Origin of the sequence: Geobacillus sp. 46C-IIa (assembly GCF_014679505.1) — a bacterium.
GTDB lineage: Bacteria > Bacillota > Bacilli > Bacillales > Anoxybacillaceae > Geobacillus.
The window spans coordinates 3232466-3255906 of sequence record NZ_CP061474.1; the positions used below are offsets into that span (position 1 = coordinate 3232466).

Sequence of the window (23441 nt, forward strand, 5' to 3'; positions counted from 1 at the left end):
ATTAATACCCCTTTCTGAAGGTTATACCAATGGGATTGAGACTCATACATTTTTTGTACTCCCCATTAAGGGAAAGAAGTTCGTTGTGAGTACCGCTTTCCACAATCTGTCCATCTTTCATCACTAAAATTTCGTCTGCTAAACTCGCAACTCCTAACCTATGGGTGACTATAATAATGGATTTGTCACATTCATTTAAAATATCTTCTAAAATCTCTTTTTCTGATACAGGATCAAGAGCTGCTGTAGGTTCATCTAAAATTATTAGGTCACTTTCTCGAAATAGCGCTCTACCGAGAGCTATTTTTTGCCATTGTCCACCCGATAGCTCATTCCCCCCTTCAAAGTATCTACCAAGTAGAGAATCAAACCTATTTGGCAGTTTGTTAATTATCTCTAACAGATTAACTTTTTCAGCAACATTTTGGAGTCTAATATTGTCATCCATGTTAGAGGAGCTACTTATTCCTATATTCTCTCTTACCGTTAATTCGTATGATATAAAATCTTGGAACAAAACGGACATTCTGTCTTGTAGACTTTCAATATCCACTTCTTTGATTGGAATTCCATTTATAAAAATAGGTAAGTTTTCTTTGGAATATAATCCTGCTATACATTTTATAAGTGTTGTTTTCCCACTACCATTTTCCCCTACGATTGCTATTTTCTTACCTGGATTAATATTAAAGCTTATCCCTTTTAAAGTATCAAAATTATTATGTGGATATCTGAACCAAAGATTTTTCACCTCCAATCTATGTAATTTTTCTATTTTGTTTAACTTCACTTCATTTCTAGGATTAATATGAATAAATTTCATATAGTCCTCGATGAAAATTAAAGTTCCTTTAAAATCAGAATAGCTTTTCGCAATATTATTTAAATTCGTCTGAAAAAGCTGTATGGATTGAATAGTAGCAACTAAATCTGCTGCCATATTTGAATTTTTAAAATCAATGATTATTACTAGTCCTGAAAGAGTAAAAGTTAATAAAATTATTAGTTCCGCGGAAAATAATGTTTTCGATTTTGTTTTTATAAAATTTAGCTTTTTTTCTGCTAGTAATAAAAACTGTTTTTTCCAATTTAGTTCTAAAAAGTTAAATGCATTAAATAGTATAATCTCTTTTAAAGTATTTCGATTGGTCAATAAATTTATGAAATACTGTTCCTTTCTAGTTGCCGGCATGAGTTCATTGATCAAAGAAAAATTTCTTCGGTTAAACTTTATCGAAGTCAAAGTGTAAGGGACAATGCCTAAAATAATGATAAAAACAACTATCCAATTAATAGTTAATAAATATACTAATACTGATATAGCGCTGATTAAGTTACTAATAAGACCAATCAAATGATTTACAGATTCGATTATATTACTTGTATTGCTTGAAACTCTTTGAAAACTATCGTAGAATGAAGGATTCTCAAAATCGAGATAATCTAAACTCTTTACTTTTTGTAACATAGATGAAGTTGTTTCAAGAGATAATTTGTTATCAATAATCTGATCATTAATATTCAGAATATGATTCCCAATAAAAGGGATTATATTACTTATAATTTGTAGAGTAAAAATAAATATTAACATTTTTAGTGATCCATCATCTTGCATGAAATTCATAATTTCTTCTATTAATTTTTGGAATAAATGAATACTAATGATAGGAATTAATGAATTAATAAAATTTAGAAAGATCAGCACAATCAAGTTGATTCTACATTTATTCCAATAAATAGATAATATGAATTTTAATGTATCCATACCATATCAACCCTCTTAATAAATGTATTGACATTAAGGGTAATATTTACTATTATAATATCAGAAACAGTCAAAAAAGTCCAATTTTATTAATAAATTCTACTTACTGCGAGGGGAAGAAATTTGTTAGATATATTATCTTACACTTTTTACATACTACTTTTTTCCCTATCTACATTCTATTCATTTATTTCCTTACAAAAACTCAAAAATATAATTCATGAAAATTCACGAATTAATTTAAAACATATTGAGATAGAATATTCTAAGAGTTTAGTCAATTATCCGCTGAAAGATAGAAAAGGAAAAACAGCGTTTTTAAAAATTGACCATAAATATTTAAATATTGTAGCAATCTTAAATAGTAACTGTTCACATTGTACAGAACACTTTGAGGAGTTTTGGTATCTTTTAACGTCTAATAATCTTAAAATTTCTTTACAGATTCTTATTAACGAAAACAGCAATGAATTACTCCATTATTTAGATTTAGTAGATCCCAATTTATCTATTTTTCAATACAAGAACGATTTAATAGATGAATTTCGCATCCCTTACTATCCCGCTTTTATAGTTTTAAATAAACAAGGAAAGATTAAGTTTTCAACTCCAGATTTATATGAACTTTATTCACTGTTTTTGAGAAGAGATTCTCTTTTAACTAACAATTAAATTTATGAAAGAAGGGGAGGATAATTAATGAGTAAGTTTTTATCTGGATTAATTTCTCCTAATTATGTTATTTGTTCATCTACTATTTTTTACAAGTATTGCGGTACACATAACAGTTGTTGGAATTATGGATTTAAAGCAACTTTAGGATATTATAAAGATGCAAGAACTGGCGAACAATGCTCTTCTGTACAGCTTTGTAACTGCGGTTGCTAATTAAAAATGCAGAGATCTTTTCTTCAACGTAAAAAAGAGAATCTCTTCTTCAATAAAAATAAATAAGCTGGCGTACTCGCCAGCTTATTTATTTTGGTTCATCACCAAATTTTGTGATTTAGTGACAAAAAAGAGAAAGCACTGACGAGATCCTGGCAATAATGTTAGCGGTGAAATCAATGTAAATTAGCACATTATTTCAGAATCCCTTTTTCAAATTATTTCAGATGGATTCCGAAATAATGCGCAAAATTTTTGCGGATTGTTCCGGAATTTTGCACATTCTTTCGGAACATTTGCACGCTCTTTCAGATGAAGATTTCCAGCGCGCCTGATGGACCGATGAAAAAGAGGAAGCACAAAAGAGGCCGATTTGGCCCCTTTCGTGCTAATACCCCATTTCCTCTGCAGCCATGCGCACCACTTCTTCGTCAATGACGTCCTTTTTCAGCTGATGCCCGTACAGCAGGCACGTCGCGGCCAACGTGTTGATGACACGGGGCCAACCACGTGATTGCAGGGCAATCGCCTCTAACGCCGATGGAGTGAAGATCGGATGCTTCGCCCCGGCCTGTTTCATCCGATGCTCGATGCAGCCCGCCACCTCTTCCTTCTCCAGCGGCCCCATCCGGCATCGCATGTTTATTGCAAAATAAAAATACAGAGTTCTGCAACGAAAAGTGCAGAGCTGAAGGCAAAGAAAAAAAGGCTTGCCAGCCTCTAACATTTCCTCTACTGTGGAAGTTGTGAACACATAACCAAACAGTGGAGGAGCGAAAGGATGCTGGCAATGCCCGAAATTAATCGTATCAGAAAACTGCGTGAAAAGAAAGGGTTATCGATTGCGGAAATTTCCCGTGAAACGGGATATAACTGGAGAACGGTCAAAAAATACGCAGATGAAGACATTTCTGTCCAACCAACCATCAAACGCAAAAAGGGGATGATGGAGGAAGAAGGGTACGGGCAAATCATTGATGACTGGTTGGAGGAGGATGCCAAGCTGCCGAGAAAACAACGGCGAACGAACAAGACGATGTTTGAAGCGCTTTGTCGTGACCATGGATTTCAAGGCTCGTATCGCACCGTTTGCGCGTACGTGCAAAAACGAAGACCGCAGCTCAAGCTCGAGAAAGAACAGCGCTATGAACGACTGGAGCACCCTCCAGGCGAGGCGCAGGTGGATTTCGGGAAGATGACGGTTGTGACGAAGGAGGGGAAGGAAGAAGAGCGATCGGTTTTGATCATGAGCTTTCCCTATAGCAACGCTGCGTTTGCTTATCCGCTGCCGGCGGAAAACAGTGAATGCTTCCTCCATGGGTTGACGCAGCTGTTTCGTCAGGCTGGGGGAGTGCCAAAGGCATTGCGCATTGACAATTTGTCCGCGGCCATCGTGTCGATTCGAAAAGGGGGAGAACGCCAATTCACCGAGGCTTTTGAGAAATTTCAACTCTACTATCGGTTTGATGTACAAGTGTGCAATCCATACAGCGGACATGAGAAAGGAAATGCGGAGCGAAAAGTCTATTACACTCGCAACCTTTGTTTCGTCCCGGCTCCGTTGATCGAGTCGTATCCGGAGCTGGTGGAGTGGCTGCATCGCAAGATGGTCGAGGACCGAAACCGCCCTCATTATGAAAAGGGGCGGTGGATCGAGGAGCTATGGCAGGAAGAGCGGCCGGAGCTGTTGGCGTTGCCGGAACAAGATCTTCCGATCTTCTCCCTCGATCACGCTTACGTGAATCAGTACGGAGAAGTGATGGTAGATGGGAAGGCGTTCGTCGTCCATGGCCTGTCCGTCCCCAACCGGGTATTGGTGAAAAAAGAGTGGGATCGTTTCTTTGTGCTCTCTCCTGACGGAGGCATACATCTTGAGATGCCAAGGCCGTATACGAACGTGAAACGCGAGATCCCTTGGAAAGAGATTTTCGCTGAGTGGGAGACCAAACCCCGGGTTGTCGGGCATTCCCGATACCGGGCGTACTTGCCGGAAGCGATCCGAACGTATCTGGCTGGCACCCCGCCCCAGGTGGCGGTCCGTTTGAAAGGGCTGCGAGCGCTGTTGGATCGTTGCACGCTTTATGAAATCGCCCAGTGGCTCGATGAGAACCAGCGATGGGACTTGGCTCCTCATGAAATCGGGGTATTGATGGAAGCCGAGCAATCCCATTACCCGGCCAAGTGGAAAGAATCGTACACCCCTTCCGTCCTGATCGACTATGAAACGGACTTAACGGTGTATGATCAACGTCTTCATCCTGTTCGGGAAGGGGGTGTCCAGGGATGAGAGCAGAGGTGAAAGAGATTTGTAAAGCGCTGCATTTGGCCTATATCGCGGATCGATTCGAGGAGGTGATGTTCGAAACGAAAGAACAGTTTTTGCGGGATGTATTGGCCCTGGAGCTGTCGTGCCGCCAGCAGGCGAAACAGGCCCGGCTGATCAAGAAAGCCAAGTTTCGGAAGTTGAAATGGCTGAAGGATTACGAATGGTCGGGTCATATCCATTGGCCAGCCACGACATCGAGGGAGGAACTGTGTGACCTTCGCTTTTTGGAGCGAAAGCAAAACGTTCTGCTTTTAGGCTCGCCCGGGACAGGAAAAACCCACCTCGCCACAGCGCTCGGCATCCAGGCGTGCCAACAAGGCCATGAGGTTCGGTTTTTCCGCGTCGCGGATCTCGTCGCCCAGCTGGAAGAGGCATTGAAAAACGGCACGCTCGGGCGGCTGAAACGAAGCATCGATGCGTGCGAACTGTTGATATTGGATGAACTCGGCTATGTGCCGTTTCAAAAGCAAGGATCGGAGCTGTTGTTTCATATTATCGCCGACTGTTATGAGCGAAAAAGCGTCATCGTGACGTCGAATCTGGAATTTGGACAGTGGAATCGGGTGTTTGGGGACAACCGCTTGACAGCTGCGCTGGTGGATCGCTTGGTTCACCATGCCCACATCCTGGCCTTTACGGGAGAGAGCTATCGACTGCGGAACGCTCTCTCCGCGATCCAGCCGTCCTCTTCCCCCGGTCTGGAACCTTAAGTCTTGAGCTGGCAAGCCTATGTATTTTTTCTTGCACTTCTCTGCATTTTTTGCTTGCAAAAAACAATCGCATGATGATCCGCTGATCGAGAGGGCGGTGCTGATTGAGCCGCAGCTTCCCCTGTAAATGGGGCAGCCCGGCCAACATCAAGACAAATGGGTTGGTCGAATCCATCTCAAAGTTGAACAGGATGGCGATGTCTTGTAAAAAGGCATCCTTGGCCAAATGCATCTCGTCCAAAATGAACACCGGCGTGATCCGTCGTTCATGATGCAATCGCTCGATCGCCTGCTGGATTTGGCGGAAGAGATCTACCTTGCGGTACTTCGGTTCCTCTCCTAATCCCAAGGCCAGTCCACGGTAAAAATCCATCACGCCTCCGGTCGATAACGGAAAATAGACGACATGATACAATGATGGATTCAATGACTCTTTCAGCGCCCGAAGGGCGAACGTCTTGCCCGCCCCCGGCTCTCCGATCAACAGCCCGATTCCCCGCGTTCGTTTCACGTACTCCAGCGCCCGCAGCGCTTCTTGAAACGCCGCCCCTTGATACGCCTCGGACGGGTCGGTTTCTTTCGCAAACGGCTCCCGCGAGAGGGAATAAAACGTTTTATACATCCTGTTCGCCCTCCTTCGCCGAAACCGCCGCAAACGGCGACCGGTGGCGCTTCACATAGGCGTTATCCTCCAAACGCACCCGAATGGCTTCCGCCACCCGTTTGCCATCTTCGTACACATAGACGCCTCGTTCGTCATAGCGGAGCTCAATCGATTGCCCAATGAACCGAGGCGGCACTTCGTATAGCTGTTTATTCAGGGTGATCGTGCCATCGGCTTTCACCTTGCGGTGCTCCCGTTTCAGAAAAATCGCGTCCAGCCAATCGATGTCTTCGATCCACACCACTCGTTCCACTTGGGACTGAAACACCTCATGCGGCGTTTTTCCGTCCAGTGAGGCGTGCGGTTTTCGATGATACTCTTCTTCAAGCCACTTCCAAAAACGCTCGTTCAACTCGTCAAGCGACTTCGGCGGATTCAGCTCCAACAGCGGATAAAACCGCGTCTGTACGGTGCGGAAGAACCGTTCGATTTTCCCTTTGCTTTGCGGGTCATACGGCTGAGTGTGGATGAGCGTAATCCCCATCTCGGCGCACGCATACTGCAGCACCTCGGATCGATCAATTTTCCCGTTGTCCGAGTAAATGCGTTTCGGCTTCCCGCAACGAAGCACCGCTTCCTTTGTGACGATCCGCAGCCCGTCAAATTTCTCCGAGGGGAAACTATACATACGGCACCAACCGCGAGCAGTCATCGATATACGCGATCAAAAACGTTTTCTGGGCTTTCCCATGGACGCGAATCGTGGGTCCATGGGATAAGTCCCCTTGCCATAGCTCATGGATCTGGTCACACGCAAAACGCTTTCGCTCCGGTATCGGCAAGATTTCTTTTCCCACCAGGTTGTGTTTTTTCAACAATCGGTATATAGTAAAGTATGAGAGGGTGGTGGGAATGTCCCCCTGCTTGGTGAGTTGTTCGTAGAATAGGGTCACGGGCATGGTGGGATGTTCCTTCCTCAATGCTAGAATATGATCCTCATCATCGGGGGACAGACGTCTGGAGCGGCCGCGGTCCGAACGGCGCTTCGGCTTCAAGGCGTCGAAGCCCCCTTTTTTGTATCGGGCGCACCAATCCAGAATCGTCTTCGCCGCAATGGGTTTGTCCCCTTGATGGGGAATCGAATGCACTCGCCCGCCCACCTCATTCAAATACGCCTTGGGCTCCACCTGGCCATTCACCAACGGAGCGATCAGCCCGTACCGAAACAGCGCGATGTCGTGTCTCATCGATTCATCCATCCGGATCTCCTCCCTGTCTCCCTGTGATGTTGGACCGTCCCGGTCCCTCTGCCTCCTATCTTACGAAACGGCTCGAGATTCGTCGAGAGGAAGGGTTTGTGGGAACATCAATCATATCCATTTTTGGTGTTAGGAGGGATATTAGGAAACCATTTGATCCGCAAACGGATGCCACCTCTCGTTTGTCCACAGGTCTTGGATGATCGAGCCCACCCCCCGTCCCTCCAAGGTCTGCATCCACCAGACCGCCCGTTCCGTTCTTGCGTTCCCTACAGGGCCGATGATCCCCCATCTCCTCGCCGCCGCGTGATGCAAGCGGGAAAGATTCCGTAAAAATCGTCGGACATAAAACAAGATGACCTCCTTGGTGGGAAAACCAACCTGTTTGGTCTTCGCTCCTCGCCTTGGCGTTTCCAGCCACGTTTTGACCGCTTGCCAAATAACCGATCGTGTATATTGAACATACGGGAGGAGGAAAGAAGGCAGCACACTCACGGTTTTGCGACACTCTCGCGAGCGTATCGTGCGATCCAAAGGTGATACTCCCCCTCTGCCGTCAACGCATAGCGTTGGTCGTATCCGTGACGATGCAAGGGGCGGCGGGATGGACAGTGGGGGCATTGGCTCACGTCAGGAAAATCGTTCCCTTTCCCACGATCCGTATACGTTTGAATGTCAATGCCAAAGTCGTGAAACTGGATCACACTTCCTCCCCCCTCTCCTTGAAACGAATGGAAATCTTCGTCCGAAACAATTCACAAAAAATTTAGCACATTCCTTCAGAAAAGGGGAGAGGGCTTTCTGAAAGAATGTGCAAAAAAATGGGCGTTTTGTGCTGAAATAAAATGATAATTTACATCAACATTAAGGAGGTCTCGTAAGTGCTTTCGATACCACTAGGATTGCCAGAATTGAAAGTGATTAAACAAGAACTTCTTTCCTATGGTTATGTGATTCATGTAGAGAAAACAGAGACACAGGAACGTTGCCCTCATTGTGGGTTTGCCACTTCCTCTGTCCACGACAGACGGACAAGAAAAGTACGGGATTTGGCGATTTTCCATCAACCGGTGTACTTGTTCGTAAAGGTAAAGCGCTATCGGTGCTGGAATTGTTCCCAAGTGTTTTCCGCCTCTTTGGAATCGATTCAACCCAATCAACACTACACCAATCGATTTTGTGAGTACTTGTATGAACTTTGTGAAGGCTCCACCATTCAAGAGGTTAGCCGAAAGCACCGCATCTCATATACGACATTGGAACGCATCTATTACTCCATCGCATCGAAAAAAGCAAAAAAACGTCAAACAGCGATAGAAGCATCTTCTCAAGAAGAGATGGTGCTTAGCTTAGATGAGATCGCGGTAAAAAAGGGACATCAGTATGAAACCGTATTGATGGATGCCAAAGCTGGATCGGTCATGGGAATGCATGCCGATCGCCAATGTGACTCCGCCATCCACTTGTTGAGCCAAAATGTCCTGTCGAAAGAAAGGGTCCAAACGGTGATTCTTGACATGTGGGAACCTTATCATAAGGCGGTTCGTGCCCTGTTTCCATCTGCTTCGATTGTCATCGATCAGTACCATGTGGTTCAAAAAGTGACACAAGCCTTGGATCAAGCAAGAAAGGAATTTTCTCCATTGAAAAAGGCTCGATATCTTCTCTTAAAAGGCTGTGAAAAGCTTCGTAAGGACCAACGGCTTCGATTGGACGATATCTTGGAGGAGTATCCGGTACTTTCCATTGCTTATTATCTGAAAGAGTTGTTTCGGGATTTTTACCGAACCGATGGATATAACGAAGCAAAGGAACGCTTGGAAGAATGGATTCAGTTAGCCAAACAGAGCCCTTTTGCTTCTTTTCAGGAAGCAGCCAACACGCTTGAAAGGTGGAAGGAGCCGATTCTTTCCTACTTTTTGTGCCCATATACCAATGCCCGAATCGAGGGGACGAATCACAAGATCAAAAACATCAAACGCCGGGCATATGGCTATCGAAATCGAGAACGGTTTCGTTTGCGTGTATTTCTGGAGTGTACAGGGAACACTACAAGCAGTCAGGCTGCTTAAGCGCTCCCTTCTTCCGCTATCGGTATGATAGTTGGTAGAATGGAACCCGTCAAGGAAAGCACTTGACTGTTTCCATTCTACCAACTTCATGGTCTGTATGCGGAAGAAGGATCCTGACTGATGAACCTATTTCATCCAGCTAACATATTTCTGGGATTGAGTGGAAATCACAGAAAATGGTGAAAACCCTTTATTTTTATATAAGTTGCAATTTTGTTTTACATGGCATTGTTCGCTCTTCTTGTCACCGTGCCAGCTTGTTAGGTGATAAAGTAAAGACGGGACATGGAGGTCGGAAATTCTTTATTACAACCTATATAGCTTAATTTCGGTATATTCCAGTATCAGCTCGTTCAAATTGCAATCTATATGACAAAGACGAAGAGTTTTTATTGAATAAGGTTCCGAAAACAGGGGGAACAATAATAGTGATAAAAAGTGCGATCATAAAAATGGCAAATGAAAAAGGATTTATCTGTTTTCCGATTTCATCTTTATGTTTTTTAACAAAATTTTTTATTTGAGCATTCTCTGTGATGGATGCAGAATCGATAATTTTCCGATCATCTAAATCATAATAGTATATCTGTTTTGCATCAAAATAAAAAATGCTGTCTCTAACTTCTTTTCCTTCTGCCAATACTACTTTAACGTTTTTAGTTTGTTTTGTATCTCCTTCAGTGACTTCAGCAGAAGTTGTTAGGCTATCGAGTATTTCGGCGGAATGATCCTTATAATAGGTAAGAGTTTTTTTGAATTCTTTGTTAATTGCTCCTGTAATATCCTGATTATCTTTTGCCAATGCTGCGAGAGGAGCAACCCATAGTAATGATAAAATTAAAAATAAAATGAGTTTTTTCATCTTATCACCTCTTTTGTGAATATTTTTTATAAATTATACCATATTTTTTATCTTGATAAACCCCCTTATATGTAAAATTTTTGTTTCGATTCTAATTTATCTCTTTGCGAAGCCTTGCTTGATCAATTAACTAACATTCACGATCCATTTCTCCTCTTTTGGCTCCAAATAAAAAATCGAGAAAAGCACCTTTAGGTACCTTTCTCGATTCCCTTCAATCCTATTTCCTTCTCCCTAATTGGAATCCCATCCTCGTTGCCAATCAAACTGAATTGAATTTGTTTCGCTTCGATACCGATCGCGAGTATAAGGCTTTTTTTGTCACTTAACAACAGTCTTTCCGACCAACGAACCGCTCACTCCACCGTCACGCTCTTCGCCAAGTTGCGCGGTTTGTCGACGTCGCAGCCGCGGTGCAAGGCGGCATAGTAGGCGATCAGCTGCAACGGCACGACGGAGACAAGCGGCGTAAGATCCGGATGGACGGATGGGATGATAAAGCGGTCGCCGTCGCCTTCCAGGCCGCGCATCGAGATGACGCACGGGTTCGCGCCGCGGGCAACGACTTCTTTTACATTGCCGCGAATGCTTAAATTGACGTGCTCTTGGGTAGCGAGGGCGATGACCGGCGTGCCATCTTCGATAAGGGCGATCGTGCCGTGTTTCAACTCGCCGCCCGCGAACCCTTCCGCTTGGATATAGGAGATTTCTTTCAGCTTGAGCGCACCTTCCAAGCAGACGTAGTAGTCCACCGCACGGCCGATAAAGAAGCAGTTGCGCGTCAGCGTCAAGTAGTCGCTCGCGATGTTCTCCATTTCTTCTTTCGCATCACACAGCATTTCCATCACATTGGCGACGATGGCAAGCTCTTTCATCAGGTCAAAATTCAATTCGAGGCCTTTCGCTTTCGCCGCAGTCGCCGCTAAAATCGCCAACACCGCGATTTGCGCCGTGTAGGCTTTCGTCGAGGCGACGGCGATTTCCGGGCCGGCGTGCAACAAGAGCGTATAATCCGCTTCCCGCGACAGCGTCGAGCCTGGGACGTTGGTGATCGTAATGGCTTTATGGCCGAGTTTGTTCGTTTGCACGAGCACAGCGCGGCTGTCGGCCGTTTCCCCGCTTTGCGAAATAAAGAGGAAGAGCGGCTTTTCCGACAGAAGCGGCATATTGTACGAAAATTCGCTGGCAATGTGCACTTCGACCGGAATTTTCGCCCACGACTCGATCAATTGCTTGCCGACAAGACCAGCGTGGTAGCTCGTTCCGCAAGCGACAATGTATAAGCGGTCCGCCTTCAACACCTCATTGACGATCGCTTGGTCAATGGCTAATTTGCCGTTTTCGTCTTGGTATTTTTGAATGATGCGGCGGATGACAAACGGCTGCTCGTCAATTTCTTTCAACATGTAATGCGGGTACGTTCCTTTTTCAATATCACTCGCATCGAGCTCTGCCGTATATGGCTTCCGTTCGACTGTTTTACCGGTTAGCGTTTGAATCGTAACGTTCTCGCTGGTGACGATCACCATTTCGCCGTCCATCAGTTCGACAAACTGGTTTGTCACTTGAAGCATCGCCATCGCATCGCTGGCCACGACGTTAAACCCATCACCCAATCCGACGAGAAGCGGGCTCTTGTTTTTGGCCGCATAGATGGTGTTTTCGTCTTGTGCGTCGATCATGGCGATGGCGTACGATCCTTTTAACAGCGAGAGCGTTTTTCGAAACGCTTCTTCGGTTGTCAGCCCGTCACGGACGAATTTTTCCACGAGCTGGACGATCACTTCCGTATCCGTATCGCTTTGGAACGCAACATCGGCCAAATAATCGCGCTTCACCATTTCATAGTTCTCGATAACGCCGTTATGCACGAGCGTAAAGCGGCCTGAGGCGCTTTGATGCGGATGGGCGTTCACCCGGCTTGGCACGCCGTGCGTCGCCCAACGTGTATGGCCGATGCCGACCGTCGCTTTGACGTCCGAGTCGACGATGCGGCGCAAATCGGCGATCCGTCCTTTTTCTTTAAACACATGAACGCCGTTCTCATTTAATACGGCAATCCCCGCCGAATCGTAGCCGCGGTACTCGAGTTTTTCCAATCCGCGCAACAAAATCTCTTTCACATCTTGGTAACCGATATACCCCACAATGCCGCACATGGCAATATTTCCTCCTTTAACATCGGAGGCTGCCGCCAACGAGATCCTTCCATGTTCAGTTGTCAAAGAACAACGGGGCCTCGCCGTCAATGCGGCAGACTCCCCTTTAGTTTTGCGCGATGACATCCTCCCCTTTGTGCAAAGGGTCACCCCTTTGTTTTAAGAGAGGACTTGCGGCTGTCATCGCTTCAGCCGGGAGGCATCCGCCGAAAACCTCGATAAACCTCCTCCTCGTCAACTAAGCGCGCTTCCGTTCCCGCGCTTAGTCCAGGCGCTTTTTTGTCGTCAAAACCAGTGCAACCATTCCACTTTGTCGAGCATGCCAGCGGTTGCGGCACGCCATTCGTTTACCCATTTCCGCTCTTTGCCCCGCCATCGCCTCCTTTCAAGTAAAAGGCAACAACGTTAATATTACAGCACATTCCCAGCGGCGTCAACTATCATCTACACATCCGTTTATATAAAATAACCTATGCATAAACGGAAGCGAACGTTCCGTTTATGCATAGGGTGGTTGTCCCATCCAAATGATTATTCCACACCCATCTCACGGCGAATGACATTAGCAATCCGCTCGACATAGGCGCGGCAGGCTTCTTCAGTCGGGGCCTCGGCCATGACACGCACAAGCGGTTCGGTTCCCGATGGACGGACAAGGACGCGGCCGTTGCCGTTCATTTCTGCTTGCACTTCTGCGATAACCTTTTTGACCTGTTCGTTTTCCATCGCTTTTTCTTTATCCGCCACTCGGACGTTCACAAGCAGCTGCGGATACTTTTTCATTTCCCCCGCCAGCTCGGAGAGCGGCTTGCCTTTTATTTTCATAATGTTCACGAGCTGGAGCGCCGTCAGCATCCCGTCTCCTGTCGTGTTGTAGTCAAGGAAAATAATGTGTCCAGACTGCTCGCCGCCGAGATTGTAACCGTTCTTTTTCATTTCCTCGACGACGTAGCGGTCGCCGACCGCCGTTTGCACGCTTTTGATTCCTTGCGCCTCAAGCGCCTTGTAAAACCCAAGGTTGCTCATAACCGTCGAGACGACGGTTTGTTGCTTGAGGCGGCCTGTTTCTTTTAAATATTTGGCGCAAATGTACATGATTTGATCGCCGTCTACGATGTTGCCAAGCTCGTCGACGGCAATCAGACGGTCGCCGTCGCCGTCAAACGCGAGCCCGACATCGGCTCCTTTTTCTTTGACAAACGCCGCCAGCGCCTCCGGATGAGTGGAACCGACTCCTTCGTTAATGTTGAGGCCATTTGGCGAAGCGCCCATCGTGATGACATCGGCGTCCAAATCAGCAAACAAGTAGGTGGCAAGCGATGAGGTCGCCCCGTGCGCGCAGTCGAGGGCAATTTTCATCCCGGAAAAGTCCTCATCAATCGTCTGTTTTAAATATTGCAAGTACTTCTGTCCACCTTCAAAGTAATCGTTGACTTGGCCGAGCGACGAGCCAATCGGCCGCGGCAGCATATCCTCTGGGCTGTCGATCAGCGCTTCAATTTCTTCCTCCTGCTCGTCCGACAGTTTAAACCCATCCGGCCCGAAAAATTTAATGCCGTTATCTTGCACAGGATTGTGGGAAGCAGAAATCATGATGCCGGCTTGCGCCCCGAGCGCTTTCGTCAAATAGGCGACGCCCGGCGTAGAGATGACGCCAAGGCGCATCACTTCCGCCCCGATCGAGAGCAGCCCGGCGACAAGGGCGCCTTCCAACATATGCCCGGAAATGCGCGTGTCGCGTCCGATCAACACTTTCGGACGCTCCGCACTTTTCGTCAGCACGTATCCGCCGCAGCGGCCGATTTGAAACGCCAATTCCGGCGTCAGCTCACGATTCGCTACCCCACGTACACCGTCAGTGCCAAAATATTTACCCATTCGGTCAATCTCTCCTTACTGTACAATTTATTGTGCAGCTGCTTTTTCACTAATATTGACCATCGCCGTTTCCGCCGATGGCTCCCATCGGACTTGTTCTGGTTTGTCCCACTGGATGGGGACTTGGTGTTCACCGGCATCGAGCCCGCTGACATCGACATAGAGACGGACATCGTCTTTCGTCAAACCGCGGACGATATCAGGCGGACCGATGAGACGAACGTTAATTTTTCCACCTAGCGGTTTCAAAAAATCAGCCTCGTACGAATCCGGCAAACCGACAACAGCAATCGGCACATCTTCCCATGTGCGTGCCTCGTCCTTTTCCACATCGACGTGCACCTTGATTTTGGCTGGGTCGACGCTTTTCACCCCGTCGGGGAGCGGAACATCAAGCTCTACTGTCGTATCGTCCGCAATATCATCCAGGTCGACCTTTAGCCCGTCGAGTTGTTGAATCTGGTCCAATACGCCTTTTGACCCGTAAATCGTCACCCGATCCGGTTCCGGATCCACGCTGACAAGATGAATCCCGTCCGGCAGCTCCCCGGTTGTTTGCACTTGAAGTGGTACAGTCTTGCTTGGGCTTTTTACCGGCACGGTCACTTCCACAACGGATGGCTGTGGCTGAACATCTATTTCATTGCCGCGGCGGCTGTACACCCGAACGCGCACTTCCTTCGTCAGCGTTTCCGTCGCTCCTTCTAAATCGACGATCGCTTTCACAAACGAAATGTCATCAATGAGTTCTGTCGATCCGGTAATCGTCACGGTGCCCGGTTCAACGGTCGGTTCCCCGACAGAGTAGCCATCAGGCATTTTGTTTCGGTTAAAAAACTCGACGCCAACCGGAAAGCGTTTCGATACTTTTTCGCGGATCGTCACTTTCACCGAAGCGGGTTCAATGTTCACTTTCAGTTTCTCAGAGATGTCCTTGTATTTGATCGGCACCGTGTATGTCCCTAACGGCAATTCCGTTAAATCAACATACACCTCGAAATTTCGTTGCAGCGCCGTCGGTTTGACAATGCTTGCCGGCCCTTGGAGCGTGACGTTTACATATTTCGGCACGCCGGACACGATCAAGTTTTCCTCGTCGTAATAAGCGACAACCGGAATATCGATCAATGTTTCCGTATCTTCCTGGCCAAATGTATTGCGTGTCTGCTCGCCGGTTTTCGCCCCCACATTGGCCGACATATACAGCATAATCGCCAGCAATAAAGAGACGACGCGAATAAACCAAGGATGGTCCATTAATTTATCCATGTTTCTTCCCCCTCCATTGCCAACGGGAAGAAGCGGCGGTCTTCGCAACCGGAGCCAGCTCGCCTGTCAACAGTTCCCGGAATTCATCAATCGTTAAATCGCGGTACAGCTCGCCGTTTTTCGTTACTGACACCGCCCCCGTTTCCTCGGACACAACGACGGTGATGCTGTCGGTTACTTCGCTAATGCCGAGCGCCGCCCGATGGCGCGTCCCGAGTTCCTTTGAAATGAACGGACTCTCCGATAGCGGCAAATAACAAGCGGCCGCAGCAATTTGATTTTTTTGAATAATTACCGCCCCGTCATGAAGCGGGGTGTTCGGAATGAAAATATTAATGAGCAGCTCCGGCGATACGTGTGCGTTTAGCGTAATCCCGGTTTCAACATAATCGCCCATCCCGGTCTCCCGCTCAATGGAAATGAGCGCCCCGATGCGCCGTTTCGCCATATACTCGGTCGCTTTCACGATCGCCTCGACCATTCGCAGCCGCTCTTCATCTTCATTGACAGTGCTGCGGGTAAAAAGGCGGCCACGGCCGAGCTGCTCGAGGGCGCGCCGCAGTTCCGGCTGAAAAATGATGATGATCGCGAGGAAGCCCCAAATGATCGCCTGATCCATCAGCCATTGCAGCGTGGTGAGCCCGAGATAATTGCTCACAAAACGGACTAAAATAATTAAAAAAATGCCTTTTAATAGCTGAATGGCCTTCGTCCCGCGAATCATCATAATCAATTTATAAATGACATACCAAACAACAAGGATGTCGACGACTTTCAATAAGTACGACACGATGGGGAGCTCTTCGAAGGACATCTTCACACTTCCTTTATCTCTAATTCCAACCTTCTGATGGTCATGGAAAAAGCCATCGGACGATGGCTGCCATCATTCAAGCGATTGGAGCGCACGGCTGGCCCTCTCTTTAATATTATACCAAATCCATTCGAACACTTGATTAATTTCTTTTACTTCCCCTGTCACCCGCCCGGCCGACGCCATGTATTTCTCCCCGTGGATCACCGTCACATCCCCATCTACCGTTCCTTCAATCCGAATCGATCCATTGCGAACGACAATATCCCCTTTGACCGTTTCACCTTTTGGCACGATAACTGTATGGTCGCGGATCATCACGTGTTCATCAGCCGAAACGGAAAACGCTCCTTTTTCCTCCCACGAAGAAGCCACGCTTCCCACCGTAAGAAGGAGGAACAACGAAGCAGCAGTCAGCAGCGGATGCCCGTGCAGCCAACGGCGCAGCCGCGCGGTCTTTCTCTCTTTCGGCATCGCCCCCATCACCGTTGCCATAAATGATGGCGGCGCGGTCACATGGGAGGCATATTGCAGAAAGGCAATCGTTTTTTTTAGCTCATGAAAATGGGCGGCACAAGCGGCGCACGAACGTAAATGCTCTTTTAACCGCAGCTCCTCCTCCGGCTGAAGATCGCCGTCAAGATAGCTATGCATGAGTGATACCATTTCTTTCGGACATTCCATAGTCTCCCACCCTCTTATAAATGGCCCAGTTGCCTGCGCAACGCTTCACGGCCGCGATGCAGCCTCGTTTTCACCGTACCAACCGGCAGCCCTAAAATTTCACTGATCTCCTGCAGCGACAAATCTTCCATATATTTTAGTACGATCACGCTTCGGTATTTCTCCGGCAACCGCTCAATCGCCCGCTGGACTGTCTCCTGGAGCTCAAAGCTTTCCACCGCCTCTTCAGGTGACACTTCGCGGGAAGGAAGCTGGGCCTGCATCGTCAATCCGTCCGTGCCGTTCAATTCCTCATCCAAATACACATCTGGTCTCCGCTTCCGCAATTTGTCGATCGTTAAGTTCGTGGCAATGCGGTATAGCCACGTCGAAAACTTCATATCGGGATTGTACGTGTCAATATGAACGTAGGCGCGGATGAACGCTTCCTGAGCCGCATCTTCCGCCTCGTGGCGATTTCCGAGCATTCGGTAACAAAGGCGATAGATCTTATCTTTATACAAATCAACAAGGTCTGCATATGCGTTTTGGTCGCCTTTTCGGATCGCCTTAATTCTTTTTTTAATAAATAGCTCCATAAAATACAATACCCCCGCCCTTACGGCTCATCTTATATTACGGCGCTTCATTGCGAAAAGTTTCATACAACACGTTTATTGTACCATAGAACTGAAAAAAGAGGGGAGGCCAAACGAATGGCAACCCCTCGTAGTCACAGCAAGGAAAAGTGAAGTTGAACGGCTCGCCAAGCAACCTGTCAAATGAGTTTCTCTCCAAACAATGACCCCATCAACGCTACGGCGACAGAGGCGGTTTTGTTCCGCTCATCTAAAATCGGATTGACCTCGACAAATTCAGCGGAGGTAACGATTTGTGCTTCCGCCAACATCTCCATGGCCAAATGACTCTCCCGGTACGTCAGCCCACCAATCACCGGCGTGCCAACCCCTGGCGCATCGCTCGGGTCAAGCCCATCCAAATCGAGCGACAGGTGGACGCCATCTGTCCGTTCTTTTAAATAAGCGATCGTTTCCTCCATCACTTTCGTCATCCCAAGCCGGTCGACCTCATGCATCGTATAAATTTTGATCCCTTTTTCACGAATAAACTTCTTCTCCCCGTCATCGAGTGAGCGAACCCCGATCAGCACGACATGTTCCGGTTTGACTTTCGGGCTGTATCCGCCGATCCGTGTCAGCGCTGGATGACCGAAACCAAGGCTTGCCGCCAGCGGCATGCCATGAATATTTCCAGATGGCGACGTCTCCTCGGTGTTGACATCGCCGTGCGCGTCATACCAAATGACGCCGAGCCGCTCATAATGTTTGGCTACCCCAGCGAGCGTACCGATCGCGATGCTATGGTCGCCGCCTAACACAAGCGGGAAGCGCCCCCGTTTGACCACCTCATCAACAGCCGCAGCGAGCTTTTCATTCGCCTCCGCAACCGCTTTCAAATTACGAAGCTGTGCATCGCCCTGTTCGTGCAATCGCTCCGCCTTTCCAATTGGAATATCTCCTAAATCTTCAATATCGTAATGCAGACGTTCCAGCCGTTCGATCACACCCGCATAGCGGATCGCACTCGGTCCCATATCGACGCCTCGGCGCGTCTGCCCTAAATCCATCGGTACACCGATAATAGAGATTGATCTCATGCTGTCTTCCTCTCCTTTCCCGTTTCCCCTTCTACCCTTATTTTAGGGGAAAGAGGGAGGATGACTCAACTCGACACTTTTTCGAATATTTATACCATTTAGATTCCCCCGGCCTACTTCCGATTCCGTTACGAAGTTGGAATATCCCGGACAAGATAGGAACAAAAAAAGCAGCCGACTTCATATTGTAAAGTCGACTGCTCTTGATGGAGCCTATCGGGATCGAACCGATGACCTCCTGCGTGCAAAGCAGGCGCTCTCCCAGCTGAGCTAAGGCCCCGTTCAAAGCGGAAGACGGGACTCGAACCCGCGACCCCCACCTTGGCAAGGTGGTGTTCTACCACTGAACTACTTCCGCATCATGATGAGCCATGGAGGACTCGAACCTCCGACCCTCTGATTAAAAGTCAGATGCTCTACCTACTGAGCTAATGGCTCATGGTGATCATTACACTCTAAGTGCTGACGAGCTCTACCTGCCTCTTCCTCTACCAGCTGCTTCAAGGAAGCTTGATGCGTCGAGGCAACTCGCAACGATTTCGAGGATGGAGCGCTCGTTGTCTCGTTTTATGTACAAAAAAATAATGGCTGGGCTAGCTGGATTCGAACCAGCGCATCACGGAGTCAAAGTCCGTTGCCTTACCGCTTGGCTATAGCCCAACGTCGTAAAACGGGTGCTGAACCTGATAATTATTATGCTCCTGTTGCACTCGATTATACATTTTTAAATCAACCGTCCTTAAAGGACGGTTGATTTAGAAAGGAGTGACCCGTACGGGATTCGAACCCGTGTTACCGCCGTGAAAGGGCGGTGTCTTAACCACTTGACCAACGGGCCAAAAATTGATGGAGCTTCCAACCGGGCTCGAACCGGTGACCTCTTCCTTACCATGGAAGTGCTCTACCTACTGAGCTATGGAAGCGTAAAAATGGCTCCGCAAGTAGGATTCGAACCTACGACCTACCGGTTAACAGCCGGTTGCTCTACCGCTGAGCTATTGCGGAATGATGAAGAAACTATATATCATCCAAGTCTCCCCAATGTGCTCGTTGCCTCTTCCTCTGCCAGTTAATCCAAGGAAGCTTGATGCGTCGAGGCAACTTGTAGTGGACTCGATGATGCTAATGCTCGTCGCTGAGCTATTGCGGAATGATATAACATTGCCTAGCGACGACCTACTCTTGCAGGGGCGCTGGCCCCAACTACCATCGGCGCTGGAGAGCTTAACTTCCGTGTTCGGGATGGGAACGGGTGTTTCCTCTCCGCTATCATCACTAGGCAATGATTTATTGGTTTAGACATTAATTATTATATTCATGTCGTTGTTTTTGTCAATAGGAAGTTCATTCCTTCAAAACTAGATAACCGTGTTGGGGAAGAAGCCTCCGCTTTCGTACTGTCTAGCTCCGGCTCGCCGCCGCTCGGGGTCAAATAACCTTCTCCCTCGGGGCGCAAGCGCCCCTGCGGGTGAAGAACATTTGGCTTCGAGAGCTAAACGCGGCGCTTCCACTTTTCTAGGTTAAGCCCTCGATCGATTAGTATCCGTCAGCTCCACGTGTCGCCACGCTTCCACCTCGGACCTATCGACCTCGTCATCTTCGAGGGATCTTACTCGCTTTTGGCGATGGGAAATCTCATCTTGAGGGGGGCTTCACGCTTAGATGCTTTCAGCGCTTATCCCGTCCGCACATAGCTACCCAGCGGTGCCCCTGGCGGGACAACTGGTACACCAGCGGTGCGTCCATCCCGGTCCTCTCGTACTAAGGACAGCTCCTCTCAAATTTCCTGCGCCCGCGACGGATAGGGACCGAACTGTCTCACGACGTTCTGAACCCAGCTCGCGTACCGCTTTAATGGGCGAACAGCCCAACCCTTGGGACCGACTACAGCCCCAGGATGCGATGAGCCGACATCGAGGTGCCAAACCTCCCCGTCGATGTGGACTCTTGGGGGAGATCAGCCTGTTATCCCCGGGGTAGCTTTTATCCGTTGAGCGATGGCCCTTCCATGCGGAACCACCGGATCACTAAGCCCGACTTTCGTCCCTGCTCGACCTGTCCGTCTCGCAGTCAAGCTCCCTTGTGCCTTTGCACTCTCCGAATGATTTCCAACCATTCTGAGGGAACCTTTGGGCGCCTCCGTTACCTTTTGGGAGGCGACCGCCCCAGTCAAACTGCCCACCTGACACTGTCTCCCACCCCGCTTAAGGGGTGCGGGTTAGAATTTCAATACCGCCAGGGTGGTATCCCACCGCCGCCTCCACCGAAGCTGGCGCTCCGGCTTCTCAGGCTCCCACCTATCCTGTACAAGCGATACCAAAATTCCATATCAGGCTGCAGTAAAGCTCCACGGGGTCTTTCCGTCCTGTCGCGGGTAACCTGCATCTTCACAGGTAGTATAATTTCACCGGGTCTCTCGTTGAGACAGTGCCCAAGTCGTTACACCTTTCGTGCGGGTCGGAACTTACCCGACAAGGAATTTCGCTACCTTAGGACCGTTATAGTTACGGCCGCCGTTTACTGGGGCTTCGGTTCGCACCTTCGCTTGCGCTAAGCGCTCCCCTTAACCTTCCAGCACCGGGCAGGTGTCAGCCCCTATACTTCGCCTTTCGGCTTCGCAGAGACCTGTGTTTTTGATAAACAGTCGCTTGGGCCTTTTCACTGCGGCTCTTCCAGGCTCATCACCCGAAAGAGCACCCCTTCTCCCGAAGTTACGGGGTCATTTTGCCGAGTTCCTTAACGAGAGTTCTCCCGCGCGCCTTAGGATTCTCTCCTCGCCTACCTGTGTCGGTTTGCGGTACGGGCACCTCTTCCCTCGCTAGAGGCTTTTCTTGGCAGTGTGGAATCAGGGACTTCCGGATCGAATCCGTCGCCATCACAGCTCAGCCTTTTAGCCAGCGGATTTGCCTGCTGGCCAGCCTCACTGCTTGGACAGGCTCTTCCAGCCGCCTGCTCACCCTATCCTCCTGCGTCCCCCCATCGCTCAAACGGGAAGGAGGTGGTACAGGAATCTCCACCTGTTGTCCATCACCTACGCCTTTCGGCCTCGGCTTAGGTCCCGACTAACCCTGAGCGGACGAACCTTCCTCAGGAACCCTTAGGCTTTCGGCGCAGAGGATTCTCACCTCTGTTTTCGCTACTCATACCGGCATTCTCACTTCTAAGCGCTCCACCAGTCCTTCCGGTCTGGCTTCTCTGCCCTTAGAACGCTCCCCTACCGATGACCAACGGTCATCCCGCAGCTTCGGCGGCACGTTTAGCCCCGGTACATTTTCGGCGCAGAGTCACTCGACCAGTGAGCTATTACGCACTCTTTAAATGGTGGCTGCTTCTAAGCCAACATCCTGGTTGTCTTCGCAACTCCACATCCTTTTCCACTGAACGTGCACTTAGGGGCCTTAGCTGGCGATCTGGGCTGTTTCCCTCTTGACCACGGATCTTATCACTCGCAGTCTGACTCCCAAGGATAAGTCATTGGCATTCGGAGTTTGACTGGGTTCGGTAACCCGATGAGGGCCCCTAGCCCAATCAGTGCTCTACCTCCAACACTCTTACCTTGAGGCTAGCCCTAAAGCTATTTCGGGGAGAACCAGCTATCTCCAAGTTCGATTGGCATTTCACCCCTACCCACACCTCATCCCCGCACTTTTCAACGTGCGTGGGTTCGAGCCTCCAGCCGGTGTTACCCGGCCTTCACCCTGGACATGGGTAGATCACCTGGTTTCGGGTCGACGACGACGTACTCATGCGCCCTGTTCAGACTCGCTTTCGCTGCGGCTCCACCTTCTTGGCTTAACCTCGCACGCCATCGTCACTCGCCGGTTCATTCTACAAAAGGCACGCCATCACCCATAAACGGGCTCTGACTACTTGTAGGCACACGGTTTCAGGTTCTCTTTCACTCCCCTTCCGGGGTGCTTTTCACCTTTCCCTCACGGTACTGGTTCACTATCGGTCACTAGGGAGTATTTAGCCTTGGGAGATGGTCCTCCCTGCTTCCGACGGGATTTCCCGTGTCCCGCCGTACTCAGGAGCCGCTCGGGAGGGAACGAAGTTTCGACTACAGGGCTCTCACCTTCTCTGGCCGGCCGTTCCAGACCGGTTCGTCTACCCCGTTCCTTTCTCACTCCCACATGAGCGGTCCTACAACCCCAAGAGGCACGCCTCTTGGTTTGGGCTGTTCCCGTTTCGCTCGCCGCTACTCAGGGAATCGCGTTTGCTTTCTTCTCCTCCGGGTACTAAGATGTTTCAGTTCCCCGGGTGTGCCCTCCATGCCCTATGGATTCAGGCATGGATCCTGTCCCATTACGGACAGGGGGTTCCCCCATTCGGACATCTCCGGATCAACGCTTGCTTACAGCTCCCCGGAGCGTTTCGGCGTTTGCCCCGTCCTTCATCGGCTCCTAGTGCCAAGGCATCCACCGTGCGCCCTTTCTAGCTTAACCTACAGCGCTTCTCGGCTTCTTCCTTTTGTGTATCGGTTATCTAGTTTTC

Annotated in this window: 13 protein-coding genes, 7 tRNA genes, 2 rRNA genes and 4 pseudogenes; 4 read left to right on the top strand and 22 right to left on the bottom strand. The window is 48.7% G+C overall.

Features of this window, described 5'->3' with window-relative positions; genetic code table 11:
* Window position 1 precedes the first annotated feature (1 nt).
* A complete protein-coding gene (locus IC803_RS16180; RefSeq protein ID WP_190304228.1) occupies window positions 2-1765 on the bottom strand; it encodes an ABC transporter ATP-binding protein in 1764 nt (587 codons plus the stop codon).
* Between the two features lie 123 nt (window positions 1766-1888).
* On the opposite strand from IC803_RS16180, the gene IC803_RS16185 reads away from it, so the two are divergent.
* Window positions 1889-2437, top strand: coding sequence for a hypothetical protein (locus tag IC803_RS16185; RefSeq protein ID WP_081211193.1), 549 nt, complete (start codon window positions 1889-1891; stop codon window positions 2435-2437).
* Window positions 2438-3041: 604 nt separating this feature from the next.
* Here IC803_RS16185 and IC803_RS16190 read toward each other — a convergent pair.
* Window positions 3042-3299 (bottom strand): annotated as a pseudogene (locus IC803_RS16190) (AAA family ATPase); the annotation flags it as partial.
* 135 nt (window positions 3300-3434) lie between these two features.
* On the opposite strand from IC803_RS16190, the gene istA reads away from it, so the two are divergent.
* Together istA and istB are read left to right on the top strand one after the other, a co-directional pair.
* Window positions 3435-4940, top strand: a complete 1506-nt coding sequence (istA, locus tag IC803_RS16195) for an IS21 family transposase (RefSeq protein ID WP_081211191.1) — start codon at window positions 3435-3437, stop codon at window positions 4938-4940.
* Entirely contained in the window at window positions 4937-5689 is a 753-nt protein-coding gene (gene istB, locus IC803_RS16200) for an IS21-like element helper ATPase IstB (protein ID WP_042382766.1), read from the top strand. Before istA ends, istB begins: the two co-directional genes overlap by 4 nt.
* Here the strand turns inward: istB and IC803_RS16205 are convergent.
* The 3 pseudogenes from IC803_RS16205 to IC803_RS16215 form a co-directional block, all read right to left on the bottom strand.
* A pseudogene (locus IC803_RS16205) lies at window positions 5679-6311 on the bottom strand (ExeA family protein); the annotation flags it as partial. The gene istB and the pseudogene IC803_RS16205 sit on opposite strands and share 11 nt — an antisense overlap.
* A pseudogene (locus IC803_RS16210) lies at window positions 6304-7552 on the bottom strand (IS481 family transposase). The pseudogenes IC803_RS16205 and IC803_RS16210, both read right to left, overlap by 8 nt.
* 141 nt (window positions 7553-7693) lie before the next feature.
* Window positions 7694-8256: pseudogene (locus IC803_RS16215) on the bottom strand (DUF6431 domain-containing protein).
* A 177-nt stretch (window positions 8257-8433) separates the two neighbouring features.
* On the opposite strand from IC803_RS16215, the gene IC803_RS16220 reads away from it, so the two are divergent.
* Entirely contained in the window at window positions 8434-9624 is a 1191-nt protein-coding gene (locus IC803_RS16220; protein ID WP_081211189.1) for an ISL3 family transposase, read from the top strand.
* Window positions 9625-9946: 322 nt separating this feature from the next.
* Here the strand turns inward: IC803_RS16220 and IC803_RS16225 are convergent, their stop codons facing one another.
* The 17 genes from IC803_RS16225 to IC803_RS16305 form a co-directional block, all read right to left on the bottom strand.
* On the bottom strand, window positions 9947-10486 hold the full coding sequence (locus IC803_RS16225; protein ID WP_081211187.1) for a hypothetical protein: 540 nt from the start codon (window positions 10484-10486) through the stop codon (window positions 9947-9949).
* A 356-nt stretch (window positions 10487-10842) separates the two neighbouring features.
* Entirely contained in the window at window positions 10843-12645 is a 1803-nt protein-coding gene (gene glmS / locus IC803_RS16230) for a glutamine--fructose-6-phosphate transaminase (isomerizing) (RefSeq protein WP_081211185.1), read from the bottom strand.
* A gap of 531 nt (window positions 12646-13176) precedes the next feature.
* Window positions 13177-14523 carry a phosphoglucosamine mutase gene (gene glmM, locus IC803_RS16235; RefSeq protein WP_081211183.1) on the bottom strand — a complete coding sequence of 449 codons (1347 nt, stop codon included), beginning with the start codon at window positions 14521-14523 and terminating at the stop codon, window positions 13177-13179.
* A 27-nt stretch (window positions 14524-14550) separates the two neighbouring features.
* Window positions 14551-15792, bottom strand: coding sequence for a CdaR family protein (locus IC803_RS16240; protein WP_081211177.1), 1242 nt, complete (start codon window positions 15790-15792; stop codon window positions 14551-14553).
* Entirely contained in the window at window positions 15785-16606 is an 822-nt protein-coding gene (gene cdaA / locus IC803_RS16245; protein WP_081211175.1) for a diadenylate cyclase CdaA, read from the bottom strand. The genes IC803_RS16240 and cdaA overlap by 8 nt, the downstream gene beginning before the upstream one ends.
* A 72-nt stretch (window positions 16607-16678) precedes the next feature.
* A complete protein-coding gene (rsiW, locus tag IC803_RS16250; protein ID WP_081211173.1) occupies window positions 16679-17290 on the bottom strand; it encodes an anti-sigma-W factor RsiW in 612 nt (203 codons plus the stop codon).
* Between the two features lie 14 nt (window positions 17291-17304).
* Window positions 17305-17868, bottom strand: coding sequence for an RNA polymerase sigma factor SigW (gene sigW, locus IC803_RS16255; RefSeq protein ID WP_081211171.1), 564 nt, complete (start codon window positions 17866-17868; stop codon window positions 17305-17307).
* Between the two features lie 179 nt (window positions 17869-18047).
* Entirely contained in the window at window positions 18048-18947 is a 900-nt protein-coding gene (gene rocF / locus IC803_RS16260; RefSeq protein ID WP_081211169.1) for an arginase, read from the bottom strand.
* A gap of 207 nt (window positions 18948-19154) precedes the next feature.
* Window positions 19155-19227, bottom strand: a tRNA-Ala gene (locus IC803_RS16265).
* A gap of 6 nt (window positions 19228-19233) precedes the next feature.
* Window positions 19234-19305, bottom strand: a tRNA-Gly gene (locus IC803_RS16270).
* A gap of 7 nt (window positions 19306-19312) precedes the next feature.
* Window positions 19313-19385: transfer RNA gene (locus tag IC803_RS16275), tRNA-Lys, on the bottom strand.
* A gap of 147 nt (window positions 19386-19532) precedes the next feature.
* Window positions 19533-19607 (bottom strand) — tRNA-Gln (locus tag IC803_RS16280).
* 106 nt (window positions 19608-19713) lie between these two features.
* Window positions 19714-19785, bottom strand: a tRNA-Glu gene (locus IC803_RS16285).
* A gap of 9 nt (window positions 19786-19794) precedes the next feature.
* Window positions 19795-19870, bottom strand: a tRNA-Thr gene (locus IC803_RS16290).
* A 7-nt stretch (window positions 19871-19877) separates the two neighbouring features.
* A tRNA-Asn gene (locus IC803_RS16295) sits at window positions 19878-19952 on the bottom strand.
* Between the two features lie 158 nt (window positions 19953-20110).
* A 5S ribosomal RNA gene (gene rrf, locus IC803_RS16300) occupies window positions 20111-20227 on the bottom strand.
* A gap of 236 nt (window positions 20228-20463) precedes the next feature.
* Window positions 20464-23392: ribosomal RNA gene (locus IC803_RS16305) — 23S ribosomal RNA — on the bottom strand.
* Window positions 23393-23441 lie beyond the last annotated feature (49 nt).